Source organism: Pelosinus fermentans JBW45, from assembly GCF_000271665.2.
GTDB lineage: Bacteria > Bacillota > Negativicutes > DSM-13327 > DSM-13327 > Pelosinus > Pelosinus baikalensis.
Window position 1 is genome coordinate 4,677,232 of the sequence record NZ_CP010978.1, and the last position, 22,592, is coordinate 4,699,823.

Annotated in this window: 19 protein-coding genes and 2 riboswitches; of the genes, 8 read left to right on the forward strand and 11 right to left on the reverse strand. The window is 39.8% G+C overall.

The genetic code is table 11. The features are described from left to right. The first annotated feature begins 117 nt into the window (after positions 1-117). Entirely contained in the window at positions 118-669 is a 552-nt protein-coding gene (locus JBW_RS20760; RefSeq protein ID WP_007960335.1) for a cysteine hydrolase family protein, read from the forward strand. A 234-nt stretch (positions 670-903) separates the two neighbouring features. Here the strand turns inward: JBW_RS20760 and hrpB are convergent, their stop codons facing one another. The 6 genes from hrpB to JBW_RS20795 all read right to left on the reverse strand — a co-directional run bounded on the left by hrpB (position 904) and on the right by JBW_RS20795 (position 9,679). Further along, positions 904-3,354, reverse strand: a complete 2,451-nt coding sequence (gene hrpB, locus JBW_RS20770) for an ATP-dependent helicase HrpB (RefSeq protein ID WP_007960333.1) — start codon at positions 3,352-3,354, stop codon at positions 904-906. Continuing rightward, a complete protein-coding gene (locus tag JBW_RS20775) occupies positions 3,351-4,391 on the reverse strand; it encodes a DUF2157 domain-containing protein (protein ID WP_007960331.1) in 1,041 nt (346 codons plus the stop codon). The genes hrpB and JBW_RS20775 overlap by 4 nt, the downstream gene beginning before the upstream one ends. Before the next feature lie 644 nt (positions 4,392-5,035). After that, positions 5,036-5,560: a peptide-methionine (S)-S-oxide reductase MsrA gene (gene msrA / locus JBW_RS20780; RefSeq protein WP_007960330.1), complete on the reverse strand. Its 525-nt coding sequence runs from the start codon at positions 5,558-5,560 to the stop codon at positions 5,036-5,038. A 21-nt stretch (positions 5,561-5,581) separates the two neighbouring features. Next, entirely contained in the window at positions 5,582-6,664 is a 1,083-nt protein-coding gene (gene mutY, locus JBW_RS20785) for an A/G-specific adenine glycosylase (RefSeq protein ID WP_007960321.1), read from the reverse strand. 281 nt (positions 6,665-6,945) lie between these two features. Continuing rightward, the gene (locus JBW_RS20790) at positions 6,946-8,112 is read right to left on the reverse strand and encodes a YibE/F family protein (protein WP_007960317.1); all 1,167 of its coding nucleotides are present in this window, start codon (positions 8,110-8,112) and stop codon (positions 6,946-6,948) included. A gap of 88 nt (positions 8,113-8,200) precedes the next feature. Next, entirely contained in the window at positions 8,201-9,679 is a 1,479-nt protein-coding gene (locus JBW_RS20795; protein ID WP_007960316.1) for an alkaline phosphatase, read from the reverse strand. 265 nt (positions 9,680-9,944) lie between these two features. Between JBW_RS20795 and JBW_RS20800 the strand changes: the two genes are divergently transcribed. Then, positions 9,945-10,634, forward strand: a complete 690-nt coding sequence (locus tag JBW_RS20800; RefSeq protein WP_007960314.1) for an HAD family hydrolase — start codon at positions 9,945-9,947, stop codon at positions 10,632-10,634. Between the two features lie 2 nt (positions 10,635-10,636). Here JBW_RS20800 and JBW_RS20805 read toward each other — a convergent pair whose 3' ends face one another. Continuing rightward, positions 10,637-11,107, reverse strand: a complete 471-nt coding sequence (locus JBW_RS20805) for a hypothetical protein (RefSeq protein WP_007960312.1) — start codon at positions 11,105-11,107, stop codon at positions 10,637-10,639. 143 nt (positions 11,108-11,250) lie between these two features. Here JBW_RS20805 and nfsA point away from each other — a divergent pair, with 143 nt between their 5' ends. Continuing rightward, positions 11,251-11,988, forward strand: a complete 738-nt coding sequence (gene nfsA / locus JBW_RS20810; RefSeq protein WP_007960310.1) for an oxygen-insensitive NADPH nitroreductase — start codon at positions 11,251-11,253, stop codon at positions 11,986-11,988. A 50-nt stretch (positions 11,989-12,038) separates the two neighbouring features. Here nfsA and JBW_RS20815 read toward each other — a convergent pair whose 3' ends face one another. From JBW_RS20815 to JBW_RS20830, 4 genes are all read right to left on the reverse strand, one after another. Further along, positions 12,039-12,605 (reverse strand): nitroreductase family protein, encoded by a 567-nt coding sequence (locus JBW_RS20815; RefSeq protein WP_007960309.1) that lies wholly within the window; start codon positions 12,603-12,605, stop codon positions 12,039-12,041. A gap of 102 nt (positions 12,606-12,707) precedes the next feature. Further along, the gene (locus JBW_RS20820; RefSeq protein ID WP_007960307.1) at positions 12,708-13,982 is read right to left on the reverse strand and encodes an Nramp family divalent metal transporter; all 1,275 of its coding nucleotides are present in this window, start codon (positions 13,980-13,982) and stop codon (positions 12,708-12,710) included. 2 nt (positions 13,983-13,984) lie between these two features. Further along, complete coding sequence (locus tag JBW_RS20825; protein ID WP_007960306.1) at positions 13,985-15,274, reverse strand: magnesium transporter; 1,290 nt, start codon at positions 15,272-15,274, stop codon at positions 13,985-13,987. A gap of 212 nt (positions 15,275-15,486) precedes the next feature. Next, positions 15,487-15,657: riboswitch (M-box (ykoK) riboswitch) on the reverse strand. Positions 15,658-15,787: 130 nt separating this feature from the next. Next, positions 15,788-15,965, reverse strand: a riboswitch (M-box (ykoK) riboswitch). A gap of 390 nt (positions 15,966-16,355) precedes the next feature. After that, the gene (locus JBW_RS20830) at positions 16,356-17,297 is read right to left on the reverse strand and encodes a DMT family transporter (RefSeq protein ID WP_007960305.1); all 942 of its coding nucleotides are present in this window, start codon (positions 17,295-17,297) and stop codon (positions 16,356-16,358) included. 228 nt (positions 17,298-17,525) lie between these two features. On the opposite strand from JBW_RS20830, the gene JBW_RS20835 reads away from it, so the two are divergent. The 5 genes from JBW_RS20835 to JBW_RS20855 all read left to right on the forward strand — a co-directional run bounded on the left by JBW_RS20835 (position 17,526) and on the right by JBW_RS20855 (position 22,563). Further along, positions 17,526-18,833: an ABC transporter substrate-binding protein gene (locus JBW_RS20835; protein WP_007960304.1), complete on the forward strand. Its 1,308-nt coding sequence runs from the start codon at positions 17,526-17,528 to the stop codon at positions 18,831-18,833. Between the two features lie 87 nt (positions 18,834-18,920). Continuing rightward, the gene (locus JBW_RS20840; RefSeq protein ID WP_007960303.1) at positions 18,921-19,799 is read left to right on the forward strand and encodes a carbohydrate ABC transporter permease; all 879 of its coding nucleotides are present in this window, start codon (positions 18,921-18,923) and stop codon (positions 19,797-19,799) included. Next, complete coding sequence (locus tag JBW_RS20845; RefSeq protein WP_007960302.1) at positions 19,789-20,616, forward strand: carbohydrate ABC transporter permease; 828 nt, start codon at positions 19,789-19,791, stop codon at positions 20,614-20,616. Before JBW_RS20840 ends, JBW_RS20845 begins: the two co-directional genes overlap by 11 nt. Then, positions 20,502-21,722, forward strand: a complete 1,221-nt coding sequence (locus tag JBW_RS20850; RefSeq protein WP_235334082.1) for an ABC transporter ATP-binding protein — start codon at positions 20,502-20,504, stop codon at positions 21,720-21,722. Before JBW_RS20845 ends, JBW_RS20850 begins: the two co-directional genes overlap by 115 nt. A gap of 61 nt (positions 21,723-21,783) precedes the next feature. Beyond that, a complete protein-coding gene (locus JBW_RS20855) occupies positions 21,784-22,563 on the forward strand; it encodes a sugar phosphate isomerase/epimerase family protein (protein WP_007960299.1) in 780 nt (259 codons plus the stop codon). Positions 22,564-22,592: the final 29 nt, after the last annotated feature.

Below are 22,592 nucleotides of genomic sequence, written 5' to 3' on the forward strand. Positions count from 1 at the left end.
AGACCATACATATAAGAATAGTTCTCAATTTTAAAAATAATCTTCTTTTTTTGCGCAGGAGTGCATTGAATCTTGTCGTATCTATACTATAAATACTATGACAAAGAGGTGTTTTATATGAAGCCGGCTCTTTTAGTAATTGATGTGCAAAAAGCATTTTTCAAAAACCCTGAAACCACCCAATCTCTCAATCAGGCAATTGCCCAAATAAACATGGGAATTGAATTATTTAGAGAAAAAAGGCTCCCAATTATTTGTATTCAGCACATGGTAAAAGAAAATGGTCTGATGCCAGGTACAGAAGGGTTTGATCTGCCAGAATCTCTTGGGATTCTACCTACAGATCCTCACATCCATAAGACCTATGGCAACGCTTTCAATAAAACCTCCTTAGAGGCATTATTGCGTGAACTGCATGTTGATACTCTCATTATTACAGGATATTGCGCGGAATATTGTGTCTTTTCTACTTATCGAGGCGCCCTTGATCTTGATTTTACCCCTGTCTTACTGCGTGGTGCTATCGCCAGCCGCAGCCCAGCTAATATTCCTTTTGTTGAAAATGTGAATGATATCATTTCTTATGGCATTTTAAAAAAGCTTTTAACATCCTTTGAAACAAGCCAGGATAACAATCAAGAATATTATAACCTTAAAAAAATGCTATAAAAATAGACTGCCCAATTTTGTGGCAGTCTATTTTCACTTTATTACCAAAATCACATTTTTTTCTATAAAAACTCTTACATTTTAATGCCTGTCTACCAATATCCAAGAACTTTCCACCAAACGCCCCCGATACTGAACTAAAGGGAGGAAGAATTTTGTTCTTTGCGTTCATAATGACATAAAGAAGTCTATGATTCAAAACCAGTTTTAACTTCAACTGAATCATAGCTTCTTTTAGGAACGAGGACGAACGCGATGGGTTGGCATGGCCTTAAGCGGATCATCCGGCCAATAATGCTTCGGATAACGCCCCATAAGATCTTTTTTCACTTGAAAATAGGTATTCTCCCAAAAGCTAGCAATGTCTTTGGTTACCTGTACCAAGCGATGAGCTGGAGATAAGAGATGAAGAGTTATTGCTACTTTTCCCTGTCCAATTTTCGGCGTTTCTTTTAAACCGAACATTTCCTGCAGCCGCACTGCCAGTACAGGTACAGTAGCATCACTATAGTCAATGGGTATACGCTGCCCACTAGGAACAAGAATATGAGTTGGTGCCCATTCATTTAATTTTTGCCCTTGTTCCCAACTAAGCATTCCTCCAATAATAGCTGTCAAGTTTAATCGCTGCAGGTGATCACAGTTACTCATGCCATATAAATAGGGACCTAACCACTCTCCTAATGTCGTCATCAGGGAATCATCAGACACATTTGGCCAATTAGGATCAATTTCATGCATAAACATAAGCCGCTTACGAAATTGACATGCACTTTTTGTCCAGGGCAGAAGATGCAATCCTTCCCCTTTAATTCCTTGAAGGAGAGCAAAGAGAAGTTCTTCTGAATTGCAATTTACCAAAGGCATACTTTCTAAAAGCAGAGCATCTAATTTTTCGACTCTTCGTGCCCGTACAGCTTTTGCTTCATGGTCCCAGGCAATGCGATCCTGCACGCTAATCTGTTCTTTAAAATGCTCTTTTATCATGTTTAGGTGAACTGGTGCTGCTAAAAAAATACGTTTTTCGCCTTGCTGATCTCCCCCTAACTCAGCGGCTACCAGATAGGGTTCCTTCGCCAGCAATTGAGGTTCTTTAAACGCTGCGCCATGACCATTACGCAGCAGAAAACGTCCATCTCCCCGCCCTTGACCAACCCGCTCCGGATAAGCAAAGGCCAGCAGCAAACCACAGGCTTCCAGGCTATCAATGCCCCCATTAGTAACCGCAAAGACCTGTTTCCAATAACGAATCTCGGTTTGGATGGAATGATAGCTACCTTTACGTACCATTTCAATGCGTAATCGCAAATCAGCATCAGACAAGCCTTGAAAAAGCTCTCGATGACTCAGTACAGCTGCCATTTCACAAGCTAGTTTTCCATATCCTAACCTTATACCCTGAAAGATCATATGAGCAATACGAGGATGAAGACCGATTTTTATCAACTGCTGACCATGAGGAGTAATACATCCGTCACAGGATAAAGCTCCCAGCTGAAAAAGCAATTGTCTCGCTTGAAGGAAGGCAGGCTCAGGCGGCAGATCAAGCCACTGTAATTCACCTGGATCTTGTATCCCCCAAGCAGCTAATTCTAATACCAAGGAGGTCAAATCAGCCTCCATAATTTCCGGAATGCTTTTGTCCCTATGAGCCAATTCTTCCTCGTAGGTCCATAAGCGATAACAAATTCCTTCCTCAGTGCGTCCTGCTCGACCACGACGTTGATCAGAAACGTCCCGTGACACCTTAACCGTCTCTAAATGCATCATACCAGTACGAGGTGAAAAACGAGGTATCCGCATAAGACCGCTATCAATCACAATGCGCATTCCTTCCAAGGTAATACTCGTCTGGGCAATGGAAGTTGCTAATACGATTTTTCGTTTTCCTAATGCCTGGGGTAAAATCGCCATATCCTGCTCTTCTTGAGATAAGCCGCCGTAAAGTTTAGTAATTACTGCATCCTTTTGCATGCCGATTTTTAAAAGCTGGGACTCAACTCGATGTATTTCGCCAGCCCCAGGTAAAAACACTAATATATCTCCCTGCTCTACTATAGCAGCCTCCTGAATTTTCCGGACAACAGCTAACTCAATACGCTCTGTAATTGGACGCTGTATATAATGAGTCGTAACAGGAAAAGATACACCTTTACTGATGATAACAGGTGCATCTCCTAGTAAAGACGCACTAGGTGCCGTATCTAAAGTCGCAGACATAATTAGGATTTTTAAATCCTCACGCAGTACAGACTGGGACTGCAAACAAAGAGCCAGTCCTAAATCAGCATGAATACTACGCTCATGGAATTCATCAAAGATTACCATCCCAACATCTTCTAGTCCAGGATCATTCTGCAGCAGCCTCGTTAAAATCCCTTCGGTAATCACTTCAATACGAGTTTTAGAACTGATGCAGCTATCGAGGCGAATCCGATAGCCTACCGTCTCTCCTACTTTTTCTCCCAAAAGAACTGCCATATGGCGAGCTGCAGCCCTGGCGGCTAGACGCCGCGGCTCCAGCATGAGAATTTTTTTCCCTGTAAGCCAACTTTCCCCTAGGAGGGCCAAGGGAAGACGTGTGGTTTTACCAGCCCCTGGCGGCGCTACTAAAACAGTATTCACAGAATCACATATCGTCTGTCTTAATGTAGACAGAATCTCATCAATCGGCAGTTTTTTCATTTCGGCAGAAACTTTCTAATTGCTTCTGGCACTTTATCTTTAATATACTGTTCTATTTTTAACTGATTTCGATTATAGAGAATACCAATATAAATAATTCCAATACCAGCAAAACTCAAAACAAAGGGAAAGAGTATTGAATGATTAAATACCCGATAAGCCAAATGGCCAATATAACCATTTACCCCAATCGCACCGCACACCAAGAATATTTTGCGCTGCAAGAGAACTCCTACAATTAATAAAACGACATTAATGAGACAATATAGTATTTTGGACCACTCCTGATTGCTGTCAAGTAGCGTAAGCCCCAGCCAGAAAACACTGGCTCCAAACAAGTATCCCCAAAAAGCATAATCTTCTTTATAGCTATGTTTGCGGCAGTAATAATCCGTAAGAAATGCGAGAACTATCATCACTAAACCAAATAATAATGACATCCAGCGTACATTCGTCCACTCACTGCCTGTCCCAAAGAAAAAAGGCGTTACATCAATGGACAATAAATATAAGGAAAGAAATAAGGGAGCTGTTAAAAAAGGGAATTTAAAAAATCGCAGAGCCAGAGATGCACTGACAATTGTCCCTAATTCGATCCAAATCCAGCCGCCGCGCATCCACTCATAATGATCCAGATAATGACCCGGATAGGATTGCGGCCACCACCCTAGAGTCCGCTCTAAGCCAAAAATAGCTAAAGGAGTCATACAAACTGCCATTACGATCAGTAGTCCTCCTGCAACCTTTAGGCCTTCTTTCTCCCATAAGCGCCTTCCAACGAAAACAAAGCAACATGCATATAATACAGCAATACTAAACATTCCCATACCGCCAAGAACTTCCCAAGCAGTATCCATAAACCATCCCATAGCGGAAATAACAATCAGCGCTCCTGCATAATAGGCTAAATGTGAAATCTGAAAACCGTTTTTACGCTCTTCCTTTCCACTCCATAAATGCCACAAACGCTCCCCTTGCTCCTGGGTAATAATATTTTGGGAAACTGCCTCTTCGATTTCTTTATTCGTAATGTTCACTTCAATCCACCTCCTGGAACGTTCTTGTAGTCTCTTTCGAAAACAACTATCTATAGCCACAAACAGGCAAAGGACGAGCATAACTATCGACCGAAAATAATAATTTTAAAATTTCAATAAAAACCGGGAATAAGGTGCCCCTGTTATATTACGATCTAAGCGTTGCTGAAGTAAACGATATTCCTTTTCACTATTAACAATATGTCCCATTTCCCCCCCTGCGCAAACCATAATTTTGAAATAACAGAAATTAAAGGTGCGATGATTAAATATAACATATATATGAACATTAGTGAAATTTCCAGTCTATCCTTACTATAGCAAAAAGACGATCGCTTTAAAAGGCGCAAAACGGAGAACACTGAACGTCCCTTAAAACAAATAAAACATAATCGAACCACAGAGGCGCTGAGAACACAGAGAAAAGAAAAATATAGCATCTCCTCAGCGTACCTTCTCTGTGCTCTCTGTGTCCTCTGTGGTTCAACGTTCTCCTAAAGAAAAACCTATTCATCACTTCATTTTAAAGCGATGAATAGGTCTGCCCACGGGCAAGTATTCCAACAACATTTGCAGTTTTCCTTCCATCACTAGGTAATCCAAATACCGACGAGCTGTAACGCGAGAAATTCCAACTTCGTTTGCTACCTCATCAGCTGATAATGCTGAAAAGTCTTTTTTTCTTCTGGTTTTGCCAGCATTAAATTGACATGACAATATCCATTGGGTGTTTTCTGTAAATAATCCTGATGATATGCTTCTGCCAAGTAAAAATTCTTTACAGGCTCTACTTCTACTACTATGGGTTCTGAATAAGATGACTGCTGCTCCTTAATAAATTCCAGGATGCATTTTTTTTCCATCTCGTCGGAATAATACACGCCACTGCGATACTGGGTCCCCTGATCCGGTCCTTGACGATTGAGAGTTACTGGATCAATAATTCTAAAGAAATGCCCTAGCAATTTCCTTAAAGGCAGCATCTCTTCATGATACGTAACCTCACAAACTTCTGTATGTCCTGTTGTTCCCGAACATACTTGCTGATACGTAGGATTTTCTATCTGCCCTTGTCCGTATCCAACTTTGGTGTCTACTACTCCCTTAAGTTGTTGAAAGTAGGCTTCTACACCCCAGAAGCAACCTCCTGCCAGCCAAATTCTTTTCATAGCAAACTCTCCCTCCAGTTTTTATTCAAAGGATTGCCAACTCTCTTGATTATTTTTTTCTACTAAGTACTTCTCCATTTTACGATGAGGTCCGGCAAAAGATAGTTTCTCCCAATCAGTACGATTTACCCACTTTAGTTCCCTATCATTCGGTACGATCTTATCTGGTGCAGCGATACAATAATAAAAGGAAATATCCCATTGGCGATGACTAAAAATATGTGTGCATTGGAGCAGCAATCTTTCTAATTCAATTACCTGACCTGTTTTTTCTTGGATGCCCTGACGGAAGATATCCATAGCTTCCCCATCTTCCCCAATTTCTACTGTTGGAAATTCCCACATTCCCGCCAATAAACCTTTATTAGGCCTTTGATGCAACAGAAAAAATTCGCCTTGGCGAATCACTCCTGCCATAAGACGCACTGCTTTAGGCGGTGCTTTTTTCTTTTTTACAGGAAGCTGTCCTTCCTTGCCTTTTCTTTTTGCACAGCAGCAGTCTGCTAGTGGACATACGGCACACCGGGGTGTTTTCGGAATGCAAATGGATGATCCTAAATCCATTAAAGCCTGATTAAAGTCACCTGGATGCTCTTCGGACATCTCATCCGTAACCAGCTGTTTTATGGCTTTTTTAGCAGCGGAAGAAGAAATGTCTTCCTCTATACAAAATAATCGGCTAAAAACCCGCAGAACATTCCCATCAATTGCTGGCTCTTTTTTATTATAGGCAATACTTAAAATGGCCCCGGCTGTATAGTCACCAATACCGGCAAGACCTATTACCTCTTCTTTCGTTTGCGGTACTTGTCCCCCATAGGACTGGCTCACCTCTCGTACCCCTTGCAGTAGGTTTCTGGCCCGGGAATAATACCCCAGCCCTTGCCAGTGACGAACCACTTCCTCTTCCTCGGCCTCTGCTAAACTTTCTAAATCGGGGAATCTCTCCATCCATCTATCAAAGTAGGGTTTAACAGCCTCTACCCGAGTTTGCTGCAGCATAATCTCTGAAACCCATATCTTATAGGGATCTTTATCCCTGCGCCATGGTAAATCCCGTTTAGAATTTTCATACCATGTCAATAATAACTGCGCGATTTTCATTGCTTCTCCTTATTGCTACAAATCTTTGTCAAAACACTTTCTTATTATTATATAGTTTACTATATCTCAGGCTGTTACACAAAATCCGTATACTACCTATTATCTTAGAAAAACGCTACGCATCCTTTAAAACCGATAAAGCGAATAAAAAGGAACCACAAAGACGCAAAGGACACAGAACACACCTGTTGTGTTCTTTATGTCCTTTGCGTTTAACGTTCTCTTTATAAAGACTTATACTTTCTAGTAAAAAAGATTCTCCATAATTCAGTCTTTGCTTATCACTGGATATTTTCTTTTTCCTGCACTTTATTACCACGATCCACCAAAGTTGCAGAATGTGGTACTAATAACCATCCTGCCAGTATGGCTGTGAAGGGAGCTACTAACACCACACCAAAGCTTCCTACAAGAGTGTGTAATATCTCTGCTGCAATATAAGTCAAGTTTAGTATATTCACTACTGCCGTTCCTTGGGCCATAAATACCATCATTAAAGCTGTAAATGCACCTGAATATGCCAAAAGCAATGTTGTTGTCATAGTCCCTACAACGGCTCGACCAACATTCATACCTGAAGTGATAACTTCTTTTCTAGTTATACTTGGCTTTTGCTCCACAAGCTCTGCAACGGATACTGCAATATCCATCGCCACATCCATCATGGCTCCAGAGGATGCTAAAAAGATCCCTGCCAAGAATATTTTAGTTAAATCAATATGACTAAAACCCACATGAAGCAATGTTTCTGCAAAAGGCACAACCGCACCATGCACTTTAAATAAGTCACCAAAAATAATACCAATTATACATGCAGCAATCGTACCGCTAATCGTTCCTAAAAATGCTACGACACCTACCCGATTTAATCCAGCTATCAAAAAAGTTACACAACCGACAATAAGGCATACTACCAATTGGGAAACAATTATAGGATCCCAGCCTTTTAGGAATAAAGGCCATAAAACTTTCCAAAGAATTAAAATTGTAAATATAAAAGAAAGTAAAGCCTTTACCCCCGTCCATCTAGCATACCAGAACAAAACCAAGGCAAATAAAGCAAAGAGTATCCCTTCTACGTCTAGCCGGTAATGATCAATCAAATTTGCTGCTTGAATTTTTCCTTGTTCTCCTTTTATCACTACTAAAGCAACATCATCTTCTTGAAATAACTTATCCATTTCCAACTTTCCTAACAATGTATTCGTCGTTTCTACTCTTTCACCTTTATATATTCCATCCATGATTTCGATAGAAACACCTTGTACACCCGTTTTTACCACACCTCTTTGATGAACGTTCTGATTGTCTACAGCCAAAATCTTTGCTTTACTGCGTACATAATCATCATCCTGAATGGGGAAACCTGTAGGAATCAGGTAAAGAAAAATGGATATAAGGGTAATGATAACTACAAAAATTTTATCAGATCTTTGCTGTTCTCTCATACAGGTAGTTCCTCTCTATATTATTAGAGGGATGGATTCGGAGCCAATTCTCCTTCCATCCCTCGCCCATGCGGTTGATGCTATACTTTTATTGGAATTTCAAACCCATAATGTTCATCAATTTTTTTGCAACATCTGTATTATCATAAGAACCTTGGAATAACTCTCCGCCTATGCCTTGTGCATATACCGGTATTGCTACACCTGTATGCGCGTAGGTTGTCCAGCCGATACCAGCCTTCTGGTTTAAGATATGAGTTGTCGTAACAGAAAAAGGCTCATATCCACCATATAATAAATAGGCTTGCTCATTCTTGCTTCTCTTTTTAGGGTCTATCATACTAGCAGCCAAAGAATCTTTCAGACGACTCTTATCATAATCACTCAATTCCGTCAGACCAAATCTTTCACTAAGAACCGGCAGCCAATCTTCTAAATTAGCTCCATTTGGACCAACAGTATCCCGATAGTTCTTAATTGCCTTATCAAATTCTTCAAAAGACAAAGTTTGCTTATTTATCTTGTTATAAAAAGTCTCATACTGAGTTCCAGCAAAGCCTACAGTCATACCACCAGTCTCATGGTCACCTGTAACAACAATCAACGTCTCATTCGGATGTTTTGCATAAAACGCAAGGGCTTCCATTATTGCGTTGTCAAAGGCCATCACATCTCGAACAGTAGTAGCAGCATCATTCGCATGACAGGCCCAGTCTATCTTCCCGCCTTCTACCATCATAAAGAAACCATTCGGATTATCCAGCAACTCGATCCCCTTCTTAGTATAATCTGCCAAGGACACTCTATCCTTCCGGTCAATATCATACTGCATGGCAGAATCTGCGGCAAGATCAGTACTAAAAGCAATAATTTTACCATCATTCTTGGTTAATGCCATTACATCTTCTTGCGTATTAACAATCTTATAACCCTTTTGCTTGGCAATCTCTAAGGCATTGGGCTTATCCTTTTTAGGTCCTGTAGGCGAAAGCAATCCGCCTCCTGCGAAATAATCAAATCCGCTATCTCCCAGAGAAAGGGCGATTTCATAAAGATTTTTACGACTTGCTTCATGAGCATAAAATACAGCGGGCGTCGCATGATCAATAGACACGCTGGAGACAATTCCTACTTTCATACCTTTTTCTTTTGCCATTTCCGCCATAGACCTAAACTTAATTTGCTTGGTAGGATCCATTCCCAATATATCATTATTGGTCTTATGACCTGTTGCCAAAGCAGTGCCCGCAGCAGCAGATTCCGTTATAAAGGTATTCGCCGAGTGGGTTGTTTGTATACCAACGTTAGGAAATACTGTAAAACTTAAGCTTTCTTTATTCATAGGATTATTACTAGAAAGTGTGCCTTTAAAAATCTCTGTAGAAGTAATTTGGGGCATACCCATACCATCCCCAATAAAGTAAAACACATACTTAGGCTTCTTACCATAATAACCATTTTCAACACCAGCGTTGACAATTTCTTGCTTGGGAAAAGCAGACACAATAAGTACCAATAAAGTGACAATTATAAGAGAAAAGCTTAACCATTTTACTCGTTTTTGCAAGTTTACTCCCCCTATACTATAGTTTCTGATTTAATTGTATATAATAAATAGGCTGCATTTGTTATCAATAAGTTAAGATCTAGTAAATATTGTAAGCTATTGGTTAATAGATAGCTAAAGTCCTTCATCCTTTTATGGAAAGATGCTAACTAATAGGTTATCTTGATAGTTTTTTTGCATAGGAATAAAAGTTAAATCCAACAAGGATATTGACTATAAACATCTAATTATAGTATAGATCAGTATGAAAAAGGAGGCGCATCGCTTGAAGATTTTATTTTGGGATATTGATGGCACCTTATTGAAAACAGCTAAAGCTGGCTTATATGCTTTTGAAGAAGCACTTTCCGAAGCCCTGCACACAAAAATTGATTTTACCACCATCAAAACAGCTGGCATGACTGACTATTACATCTCCCATCAAATACTCCTTCTCGCCACAGGACGGGAGCCCTCTGTCCATGAAACCTGCAATCTAGTCAGCCTTTACGAAAAAGTATTGCCAAGCCACTTAGCAGCCCGCAAAGGTCACCTTACTCCCTCAGTAAAAGATATCCTGATCTATCTACAGCAACAATCAGACTATACTTGCCTAATCCTTACAGGCAACACCGAATTTGGTGCCAAAGCAAAACTGCACCAATATGGGTTGGATGGCTTCTTTGATTTCTCTTCCAGTGCCTTTTGCGACAATTGCTACAATCGCAGAGAGATATCCAAACAAGCACTCACAAAGTTGCAGCAAAACTACCCGCAAGTGCCATTGGATCAAGTGTATGTTATTGGCGATACACCTAACGATATTGACTGTGGTAAGGCCATTGGTGCGCAAACTATTGCAGTAGCTACAGGCCGATACTCATTGGAAGAACTACAAGATCACTCTCCATGGTGGGCTGTATCTACCCTGCCTTCGCCTGTAGAATTTGCAGAACATTTAGGAAGAAAAGGATAATTTTAATACTTTTTTTCCCAAAACATGTGAATACTATCTGAATGATAGGTTTTATCACGCTGGACTTTAATTACTTCTTCTTCACCAGGTATTTTAATCGTAATGCCTTTACTAGGCTGAAGACTCACGCCAGGACTAAGAATGATTTCCTTCTTTTTATTTTTAATAGAGTAGGTATGTTGTTCCAGATCCACAGAATCTTCCCGGGAGGTTACTGTCGGCATGGAAGATAGGGTTAGTTTATCATTTTTCAACTGGTTAGTGGGAGCTACAACAGGCTGCTCCTCTTTCACCTTTATAACAGTACCATCACCCTCCCTATTTAGAATCACAGTTTCAGCGGGAGGGATATTTTCCGTACCATTCTCTGACCTGCTTTCCTTTTCTACATCATGTCTGGTGAAAATAAAGTACGCTCCGATTAAAACTATCAATGTTAGAAGAAAGCACATTACTCTTGGATTTTTCTTCACAACAATCTCCTTTTTACACCCTTATGTACATTGAATAATACTGTATTACAATATTATATTCTTACTACTAGTGTAAATCACATGACATCGCAAAGCAACTTACTTCAAATCGTCTTGGCATTTATTTTTTGGGAGGTTTTACCATGAATCATGTAATCGAATTGTTAAAAAAACATGTATCGGTTCGAAAGTTCACCACGCAGCCCGTTGATGATCAATTGCTAATAGAGATCATCAAGGCAGGCCAGCAAGCTTCCACCTCCAATCACATTCAAGCCTATACCATTATCAGGGTAAAAGACAAGAATAAGAGAAAATCCATCGCTAAATTAGCAGGCAATCAGGCCTGTGTTGAAGAAAGCCCCATTTTCTTAGTATTTTGTGCTGACCTAAACCGATTAGGCAAGGCCTGTAGAATGAACAATAAAAGATTTGAAAGCGGTTATACGGAAAACTTCATTTTAGCTACTGTAGATACGAGCCTAGCAGCACAAAATATCATGGTTGCCGCAGAATCAGTGGGTCTTGGCGGTGTATATATCGGTGCATTACGAAATAATCCTGAGGATGTTTGTGAGTCATTAAACCTCCCCCATAATGTATACCCTGTATTTGGCATGTGTCTCGGCTACCCGGAAATCCGAAATAAAGTAAAACCCCGCCTCCCTTTATCCTTAGTTTTTAAAGAGGATAGTTATCATACTGAGGGAGATGAAGAAATCTTAAAAGAATATGATCATAGCATTAGAGATTATTACATCGCAAGAACCAATGGGGAAAGAAGCAATACCTGGACAGAAGGTATGTCTACTTTCCTAAAAGACAAGCAGCGCCCCCATATGAAAAGCTTTTTGGAAACTAAAGGGTTTGAGATGAAATAAATGAACAAAAGTCTGATCCATAAAATGGATCAGACTTTTGTTCATTATAATTATTCTACAATAATATCCTGCAACTTACGTTTTGGTACATGATGTTCCTGATTCTTGTCTCGCCAGTATTTAATGTCATCCCCATCTTCAATTTCATCGAGAATAACAGTCTCTTTTGGCTTGCCCAGAGCAATAACCAGTAAAATTTCATATTGATCCGAAATCTGCAATGCAGCCTTTAGCTCATCGCGCTTAATACTTTGGATCATACATCCACCAAGATCCATGGAGCGTGCCCCAAGCAAAATACTTTGTGCTGCAATTCCATGATCAACACCACTCGGCCCTATATGCGTATCTTGAAGAATCACAATATAACCAGATGGTCGTTCTCCTTCTTCTGGTCCTGCCCATTCCTTTAAATAACCCGCCCACAGTAAATGGGGGAATATTAATTCATTCTTTGTTTTATCCCCTGATATGATATATTTTAAAGGCTGTTTATTAGCTCCTGAAGGCGATAATCTCCCATAATTAACAAGCTCTCTCAATCGTTCTACTGAGATACTGTGTTCTTCATGAAATCGTCGATAGGATCGATTAGAAACAATTAAATCATAAAACATATGGCTAATTCCCCCCATTTTATATTTAAAAGTTTCTTTCGACATATATTCATTTTTAACCTTTAATCTCCAATACCTAGTTTCGTCTGCAGATGAATACCTTTATAGTCCTAAGTACTTTACTAAATTCTCCATAAAATCCGGCATTAACGTAGACGCTAATAACATGAGGGTCAATACAATTAACACCACGGTAAACGTCCATGAGACCACATTGTACCATGCAGGATTTACATAATTACCCATAATGTTTTTATTATTAGCGATCAGCACCATAAAAATTAGAATGGGCGGCAAAAGCGCGCCGTTAACGACTTGAGAGGTAATCATCACTTGATACAACGACAAATCTGGCCATAGTACTAATCCGGCACCAATGACTATTAAGGCTGTATATAGACCAAAAAAAGCAGGAGCCTCTTTATAGGTTTTACTAACACCGCTTTCAAAACCTAATGCCTCGCAAACAGCATAGGCCGTACTAAGAGGCAATATAAATGCCGCCAACATAGAGGCACCCAATAAACCAAAAGAAAATAGCAAACTGGCATATTCACCAGCCATTGGTTTTAATGCCATCGCTGCATCCTTAACTGAATCAATGGCAATATTATTTGCGTATAAAGTAGCTGCCGTTGCCACGATAATGAAAAAAGCAATCAGCCACGTAAAAAACGCACCAAACATCACATCCCAAAAGGTATACTTATAATCTTCAGCAGTTATTCCTTTATCAACAATCGATGCCTGAACATAAAACTGTCCCCAGGGTGTAATCGTAGTGCCAATTACACCAATCGCCATGATTAGAAAGTCCGCATCAGGAGAAAAAGTAGGTGTAATCGATGCAACGAATACTTCTCCCCATGGAGGATCAATAATGATGCCTGAAATAACATAGCTTAAAAAAGTGGCACACAACACTAAGAAAACCTTTTCGATTTTTCCATAATCTGCTTTAAGTACCAGCCACCAGATTAAAAATGCCATAATGGGTACTGCAATGTATTTACTCACGCCAAAAATTTCAAAGCTAGTTGCAATACCTGAAAACTCGGATGCCGTAGTACCAATATTAGCAATTAGTAACACACTCATAGCAAAAAAAGTCCATTTAACACCAAACAATTCACGAATTAAATCGGATAGCCCCCGTCCTGTAACAGCCCCTGTCCTTGCTGATATCTCTTGGGCAATCGCCAGGCAAATACTACTGATCAGTACAATAAATAACAGTCCATAGCCATACTTTGCTCCAGCAGCAGCATAGGTGGCAATACCGCCAGCATCATTATCGGCAAATGCTGTGACAATTCCCGGTCCCATTACAGCTAGGAATAATCCTAATCTCTTACGCATATTCTTTATTGCATTCATATTTATCGCCCCCGCCCTGCCGTTTTTGTTAAGGCAAACCAGGAGTACGTATCTAGCTTGCCACGCTCTGGCATTAATATATCAAGAATATCATCGACGGTAACAATTCCTACCATAATATTCTGTTCATCAACCACTGGTACCGCCAATAAGCTATATTTATTAATGACTTCCGCTACTTTTTGATAATTATCTCCATCCTGTACCACAGCAACTTTCGTATGCATCAATTCTTTTAAGGTAGTTTGGGGCGCAGCAACAATTAACTCTCGCAATGACAGAACTCCTTGAAGGTGTTCTTCATCATCTATAACATATAGATAATAAATGGTTTCTGCTGTTGGTGATAATTCTCGCAGCTGATTGATAGCCTCTTCTGTGGTAATCTGAGAAGAAAATGCAATAAACTCATTGGTCATTAAGGCTCCAGCAGTGCCTTGATCATATTGCATGAGTTCTCTAACTTCCTCAGCATCATCACTTTCCATCAATTGCAGCAATCCTTCGGATTTTTCTGCTGGCAACTCACCCAAAATATCAGCGGCTTCATCTGGAGCCATTTCTTCTAGAATGTCAGATGCTCGCTGTGCATCCATTTGTTCAATAATTTCTACCTGGGTATCCAGATTTAATTCTGCTAACGTATCAATTGCCTGTTGATCATCTAAGTTTTCTATAAAGTTGGCCCGGCGTTTATAATCCATTTCCTCGATCAATTCTGCAATATCTGCAGGATGCAGTTCTGTCAGCTGCTGTTTTAAGCGATTAAGCTGAAGGTGTGAATTCCAGCTTTCCAAAGGCTTAATAAACTCTAAAATCAGCCAATTTTGTTTGAACTTTGTAAAGACAAATTCCAACCCCAATCGTCTGAACAAACCACGCACACCAATGTCAACAGCGACTAACACCATATGCTGTTTTCCATCTTGCACTACCCAAGATAATATAATATCGTTTACCCTTACCATTTTGGAACCTTTAATATCAATGATTTGTTTATCCAGCAGCCATTTGCTGGCATAAATATCATTTTCATGCAGAGGAACTGTTTGATCTACAGTGAAATTTTCGACAAGCTCTACCCTATTATTGTCACGAAGCACAATCCATTCGATTGGAATCAGATTATGTATTTTATTTTCATATTTGACACCAATCACTCGTGGATATACGCCATCCCAGCGTACTGCGATGTCCTTTACCCGCCCAAAACGATTCCCGGATTTATCATAAATCGACTGACCGATTAATTGGCTAAAGTAGAATTCACCTACCATTTTTAATGCGTTCATATTTTATTCCTCCTTCTTTGCCTGGAGTCCGCCCGCCTTAACGTGAACAGACAAGTTGATACATTGATATTTGCTTATATGGCCACTGGGTCCGGAATCCATAAAACCACCTCCTATTCCTTCTTTACCTTTCGATGGGAATCGATAGCAAAAGACCTTCTCTCATTAGATAAGAAGGTCTTTTCATGCTGTCATGATCCAATACTTGCTTTGACCTTCTCCAATCGTTGAGTTTTAGCACTGCATAACGTAGAGGTACACTATCCTCAGCCACCTTGAGTAAAACCTTAATTCGGTAATACCTGTTCTACCCATTGGCGTCTTTCGACGTTTCCGGGCAGTGGCCTGTGTTTATGCAGGAGCCTCACCTAACGAAGAAGTTCTATATTTATATTTCTGATTTTCTTGCCTTACTATAGTATATCCTACTACAGCCGCATTGTTCATCCAAAACAAGAAAATAGATAAAGCCCCCGTTACCGGAAGGCTTAAAAAGCGAACTTAATACATTCACACCTTCCCCACTCGTACGAGCTTTGGCACTGCATAACGTAGAGTACAAACTAAAAATCCCTCAGCCACCTTAAGTAAAACCTTAATCCGGTAATACCTGTTCTACCCATTGGCGTCTCTCGACATTTCCGGGCAGTGGCCTATGTTTATGCAGGAGCCTCACCTAACGAAGAATTATTTTTCTACTATGAGCGTACTACCTTTAGCGAAATGTGTCAATACCTATTTCACATTTCGTCAAATGTTTAATTCCCCTATTAATATGATCTTATAGTAGAAAAACGATCATCAATAGCGATTATAGTCTTAAATCTCCCGTTATGTCTATTTTTATCCCTTTACCTATTTAATATGCGTTCTTACTTTCTATTCTTCTAAATCCTTAACTGATTTTTCACATTCTTTTTATAAAAAAACACTGACGGATCCCTAAAAAATAAAAATTTGGAGCCGCGAAGATGTAAAGACAATGAAGAAAAAATAATCGAACCACAAAGACGCAAAGTACACAAAGGGTTATATTTCTATATCTTTGTATGCTGCAGCAGCGGCGGCATTCTACACATCTTTATGGCACCAATTTATTAGTATCCGAATCTACCATCGCATCATTTACATTTACACTTTCTTTTGATCTTATCAAATTTTGCAGTTGAGATAAAAGCATTCCAGCAAACATGATAATACATCCTACCAGTTCCTGAGGACCTAACTTTTCATTTAATATCAACCAGCCGCCAATGGCAGCAAATACGGTTTCCATGCTTAGAATTATAGCAGCATGAGAAGGCTGAGCGCTTTTTTGGGCAACAACTTGCAAGGTATAAGCAACCCCTACAGAAAGAATACCGCCATATAAAATAGGAACAGCAGCCTGATAAATAGACTCAACACGAATAGTTTCCATAAATAATGCCGCAATTAAACTTAAAATAGAACAAGTAATAAACTGAAAAAAGGCCAACTTCAATACAGGCACTCGACAAGAAAAATGATCAATTACTAAAATGTGAATTGCCCAAAAAAACGCTCCTATAAGTTCCAGTACCTCACCATAGGAAATATAAAGACCATCTTTCACACAGAGAAGGTATAAACCCACAACGGCAATTAAAGATCCAATCCAAGTGCTCATGCTGACGTATTGTTTTAAAAGAATTCCCAAAATGGGGACGATTACAATATATAGACAAGTGATGAATGCAGCTTTCCCCGCCGTTGTATAGATTAAACCGATTTGCTGCAAGGTTGCGGCAATAAACAATACTATACCAGCAATGATCCCCGCTATCATTACCTGTTTTGTTCCCTCTTTCACCTGAATGTCCTTGGGAGAACGATTTTGATAATAAAGAATCAAGGGTATTAAAGAAAGGCTCCCCAAAGCAAATCGCACACCATTAAAAGTAAAGGGTCCTACATATTCCATTCCCACTCGCTGGGCTACAAATGCTAATCCCCATATAGTCGCAGCAAGTAAAAGTAGCAAATTCGATTTAAGTATACTCATAACAACACTCTCTTTACTAATTTGTATTTTGAATAAGATACAATTTATCACATATAACAAGGTTAGTCAAAATGCCAACCTTTTTCATTTTCGTATAGTAGTATATTACATAGCCTAAACAGAAGTACTTTAGAAATAAATTAATATAGACTTAATCGTTCTCTAACAATACATCCATCTCAAAAAGATATTATTATACATGTAATTTATCTATAGGGGGAACAAACATTGAAAAAAACAACTCAGCTATTTGCCTTATTATGTATCGGAGCATTCACTATTGCAGCTTTAGGGTGCGGCAGTTCTCAAAACGCATCCTCAAAAACCCCAAGCAAGGTTATGATTGAATATTGGCATGTAAATGCAGAAAGTTTTGGCGGTCCTTCCGTTAAACAGCTAGTGGAACAATTCAATAAAGAAAATCCTGATATTGAAGTCGTAGAGAAATATAACCCTGACATGTATAAGGGGTTAACACAAAACTTGCAAGCGGCCATGGCATCCGGAAAAAGTCCCGATGTTGTACAAATGGGGTATAGCTACTTAAATTATGCAGGTGAAAATTTAAAGTATGCGTCTATACCAGATATCATCACAAAACTATCACCAGAAGATAACACCTACTTAAAAGATAATTTCCTACCGAATGTACTCTCTTTAGCTACAACTGATGATGGTAAACAAATTGGACTTCCTTACTCTGTCAGTGTACCTGTACTCTACTACAATCCAGATGTTTTCAAACAAGCTGGTTTAGATCCAAGCCAACCACCACGCACTTGGCAAGAAGTAACACAATATGCCAAAACCATTAAAGAAAAAACTGGTATTATGGGCTTCTTTATGCAAGAGTATGCTGACAACTGGGCGCAGCAAGCCTTGATAGAATCGAACGGCGGACAAATTTTAGCAAAAAAAGATGGCCGCACTATGGCTGGTTTTGACACTCCTGAAGCATCCGAGGCCTATCAAGTACTAGCTGATATGGTGAAAAATGGTCACGGTCTGCACGCAACAAATGAGGAAGCCTTCCAAGCTTTCTTAAGCGGAAAATTAGGCATGGTATGCACAACAATTGGAAAACGGGATAATTTTGAAAAAAGTGCAAAATTCACCGTTATGGCTACACAGTTTCCATCGTTTGAAGGAAAAACAAGAAAACTCCCTGCGGGCGGGAACTTGCTCATGATCTTCTCTCAGGATTCTGACAAACAAAAAGCAGCTTGGCGCTTCGTTAAATTTCTAGAATCTCCTGGAGCACTTGCCCTTTGGAGTAAAGGCACTGGCTATCTGCCACCACGAAAAGGAGTAACAGAAGATCCTCAAGGATTGAAAGATTTTGCTGAACAAAATAAAAACATGCAAGTGGCTATGTCTCAAATGCCTGAAGTTGTAAAATGGGCTAGCTTCCCTGGTGCTAATGGTTTACAAGCCGAACAAGCACTTATCGATGTCCGGGATATCATACTCAGTGGAAAACAATCTGCTGCAGATGCTCTCAAACAAGCAGCTGCTAAAATCAATTCTATGCTTTAATCAATTTTTGCTAAAAATGTCGTAACAATCCAAAAGGTTTTTTTACGACATTCTATGCTTACTACTTATGGAAGGATAACAAACCGAATGAATCGTTTTACTTGGCAGTCTGCTTTATTTCTAGCGCCAGCCACCATTACATTATTACTTTTTGCTTATTGGCCACTATTACAAGATGTCTGGCTCAGCTTCCACTCCTGGAATATGGTAAGCCCTACGATGAAATTCGTAGGACTTCAAAATTATCTACAGTTACTTTCTAGTGACGAATTGATCAAAATACTCTTAAATACAGTTCTTTATATTTTGGTTTTAGTCTGTGTAAATTTCATTTTCCCCTATCTTTTATCCTTTATCATTGCTCATCGTCTCAATCGATTCAGCTTTTTTTATCGTTCCGCCTTATTCATCCCCAGTACAGTTTCTCTGGCTGTAGCCAGTATTCTCTTCCTCTGGATATTGAATCCCTTAGCTGGCCCCCTCAATATTATCCTTTCGGCAATTGGTTTAGAATCTCCTCGTTGGTTCAAAGAGTCTGGGCTAGTTATTATCGTTATTGGACTGATTATTGGCTGGAAAGTTTTCGGCTATAACCTCATTCTACTAGTAGCGGCCATGGTGGATGTTCCTAAAGAACTGATTGAAGCCGCTCGCCTAGAAAATGTCTCCAATTGGCAGCTTTTTCGACGCATTATTGTCCCTATGACATCATCAACAGCTCTTTATGTCTTTGTAATTACCGTTGTATTTGGCTTACAATATGTTCTTGTTCCCGTGAATATGTTAACGCAAGGTGGCCCAGACCAAGGCAGCAGCAATTTGGTATACATCGTGTATCAATACGGTTTTGTCTTTTTTCAAACAGGCAAAGCCTCTGCCTTCGCCATATTAACGATGCTAATATATGCTCTTTTTTTGATTGTGAAGACGAAGGTATTAGACAAGAAGGTGCACTATGAAAATTAACAGCTATCGGGACTGGTACTGGCATATTTTACTTTTATTAGCAGTAGTGATTCAACTTTGGCCTCTCCTCTTTATGCTTTCCACTTCCTTTAAGACTATGGACCAAATTTTCCTATCCACGTTAAATCCCCTTCCCGCCAAACCTGTAATAGACAATTACTTGTATGTGCTGAAAAATCTCCCACTAGTACAGTATATTGTAAATACCTTATTAATTGCTAGTAGTATCACTCTTGCTAAAATTATCACAAGTATTTTAGCTGGTTTTGCTTTTGTTTATTATGAATTCTCTCATAAAGAAAAGCTTTTTAACACATTATTACTGACCTTTTTTATTCCCATTACCGTTGTCATGATGCCAAACTATTTGCTTATATCCAAACTTGGTTTATTGAATACGCCTTGGGGAGTCATACTGCCTCAACTAGCTGACGGCATGGGAATCTTCTTAATGCGCCAAAGCATGCGCAATATCCCTAAGCCATTGTTAGAAGCAGGAAGATTAGAAAACGCCAGTCCCTGGGTCATATTAACACGAATCATATTACCGCTTATCAAACCTTCCGTAATTGCCATGGGAATTGTCTTCTTTATTAACTCTTGGAATGATTACTTTTGGCCATTGCTCATTCTACATGATAAACCCACGTACACATTGCCTCTGGCACTACAAATGTTTATCAGTGCTGAAGGCGGCAGTGAATGGGGCATTGCCATGGCAGTCGCCATGCTTACTGCCCTACCACCCCTCTTATTATACCTAACCTGCCAACGTTTTATTATGAATACCTTTATGCAATCTGGGGTGAAAGGATAGATGAACTCATGAATGGAATTATTTTTGAAAATGTTTGCAAATCCTATGGTGAAACTGCGGTGGTCAAAGATTTAAACATGACCATCCAAGAAGGCGAGCGACTCATTTTACTAGGTCCATCCGGTTGTGGAAAAACGACAACACTCCGAATGGTCGCTGGCCTAGAGAACATCACAGCAGGTACCCTCAAGATGGGAGGACAAGTTGTAAACACAGTAGAACCCGGTGCGCGAAACATCGCCATGGTGTTTCAAAACTACGCATTATATCCCCATATGACCATATGGGAAAATATCACTTTCGGTCTTTTCATTCAAAAAATACCAATAGAAGAAATCAAAGCAAGAACCAAACAAGCACTAGAAATCCTCAATCTATCAGGCTACGAACAACGAAAGCCAAACGAATTGTCTGGAGGCCAAAAACAGCGAGTAGCTCTTTGTCGTTCACTAGTGAAACAAGCTCCTTATTTTCTCCTAGATGAACCTCTTTCCAATCTGGATGCACAGCTTCGCCTGCAAGCCCGTACGGAATTAGTTAAAATCCACAATCTCTATCGCCCAACTTTCATCTATGTTACCCATGACCAGGTAGAGGCTATGACTGTGGGACAACGAATCGCAATCATGAACCAAGGTGCTCTGCAGCAACTAGACACACCAGATGTCATCTACCAACGTCCTGCCAACACTTTTGTTGCCTCTTTCATCGGATCTCCTCCGATGAATTTGCTGCAAGGAGCTTTCCGCGATGGTGCCTTATGGATTGCAGGCAGCCGTGTAAATCCCCCCACTAAATGGCACACACTTTTAGCGGAGCATCAGGAACTATGGATTGGGATTCGTCCAGAACAATGCTGTCTAAGCGACACCCCCATGCTCCATGGACAAATAGAATTTGTCGAACATCTAGGCAGTCAGCGCTGTATCCATCTTCGCCTACATCAAGACGGTCAACGCCTGCTATGCATGCTTCCAGCGGATCAACCAATTCCTACAGGAACAGTGGGGGTTTCTTTCTCTTGGCAGCATGTAAATGGATTTGATGGGCATGTTGGGAAGAATATTGGACTTCCAAACAAAATATCTCATAACTATGCATGCTAACTTCTATTCTTTAGACGTAGAATTCTCTATTACATCACGATTTTAAAGGAGGTCAAAACCTTTGCTTATATCCCTTAGCAACTTATCCTTTATCGGATTTAACTATACCGCATTAAAACAACTCCCCAACAACTTAGGGTTAGAAATTTTTTATGAATTCGGCAATCATTCTCATTGGGAAAAAGTGTTAAAACAAATTTATCCTCATCAATCACCGCATAATTTAAGTATTCACGGACCGTGTATTGGAGTTAACTTAGCTGATGAAAATGACAGCCACTATCTAACCTATTACAAAGAGGTCTTTGAATTTGCCGTCAAGTGGAATGCCAAATTTATTGTAGTACATACCAATGAAGAATTTACGGGAGACAAAGCGCTTATCCGTCAGCGAGTACAACATCGACTTCAAGAGCTTTTGCTATTCTCTAAAAATTATGAGATCCAAATACTCATTGAAAATGTTGGATTACAGACAAAAGGCACTCTATTATTTGATTGGACAGAATACCTAGAACTACTATTAACGTTACCAGAAGCAGGTGCGTTGCTCGATGTAGGACACGCATACATTAACCAATGGAACTTACCGGATGTCATTGAACAATTAGGAAAAAGGCTTATCGCCTGCCACCTCCATGATAATCATGGACTATCCGATGACCACCTCCCTGTTGGTCATGGGACGATTAACTGGAATGTATTATTTTCCGCCATTTGCTCATCGGCTCCCGAAGCAACCCTTGTCTTTGAATACGCCAATGTGGATATTCAGACCGCTTTAACCAGCATTCAAACTATTAAAAACAATTATTTACAAGTGAGAGCTACCTACGATTAAGATTCAGCTGAAGTGAATACTTCAGCTGA

Coding starts and splice junctions, on each gene's coding strand:
- mutY (WP_007960321.1), bottom strand. CDS start 6,664: ATGAAAATCGCGCAGTTATTATTGACATGGTATGAAAATTCTAAACGG.
- hrpB (WP_007960333.1), bottom strand. CDS start 3,354: ATGAAAAAACTGCCGATTGATGAGATTCTGTCTACATTAAGACAGACG.
- JBW_RS20830 (WP_007960305.1), bottom strand. CDS start 17,297: ATGAGTATACTTAAATCGAATTTGCTACTTTTACTTGCTGCGACTATA.
- nfsA (WP_007960310.1), top strand. CDS start 11,251: ATGAATCATGTAATCGAATTGTTAAAAAAACATGTATCGGTTCGAAAG.
- JBW_RS20760 (WP_007960335.1), top strand. CDS start 118: ATGAAGCCGGCTCTTTTAGTAATTGATGTGCAAAAAGCATTTTTCAAA.
- JBW_RS20845 (WP_007960302.1), top strand. CDS start 19,789: ATGAAAATTAACAGCTATCGGGACTGGTACTGGCATATTTTACTTTTA.
- msrA (WP_007960330.1), bottom strand. CDS start 5,560: ATGAAAAGAATTTGGCTGGCAGGAGGTTGCTTCTGGGGTGTAGAAGCC.
- JBW_RS20820 (WP_007960307.1), bottom strand. CDS start 13,982: ATGAATGCAATAAAGAATATGCGTAAGAGATTAGGATTATTCCTAGCT.
- JBW_RS20850 (WP_235334082.1), top strand. CDS start 20,502: ATGGGGCATTGCCATGGCAGTCGCCATGCTTACTGCCCTACCACCCCT.
- JBW_RS20825 (WP_007960306.1), bottom strand. CDS start 15,274: ATGAACGCATTAAAAATGGTAGGTGAATTCTACTTTAGCCAATTAATC.
- JBW_RS20815 (WP_007960309.1), bottom strand. CDS start 12,605: ATGTTTTATGATTTAATTGTTTCTAATCGATCCTATCGACGATTTCAT.
- JBW_RS20790 (WP_007960317.1), bottom strand. CDS start 8,112: ATGAGAGAACAGCAAAGATCTGATAAAATTTTTGTAGTTATCATTACC.
- JBW_RS20840 (WP_007960303.1), top strand. CDS start 18,921: ATGAATCGTTTTACTTGGCAGTCTGCTTTATTTCTAGCGCCAGCCACC.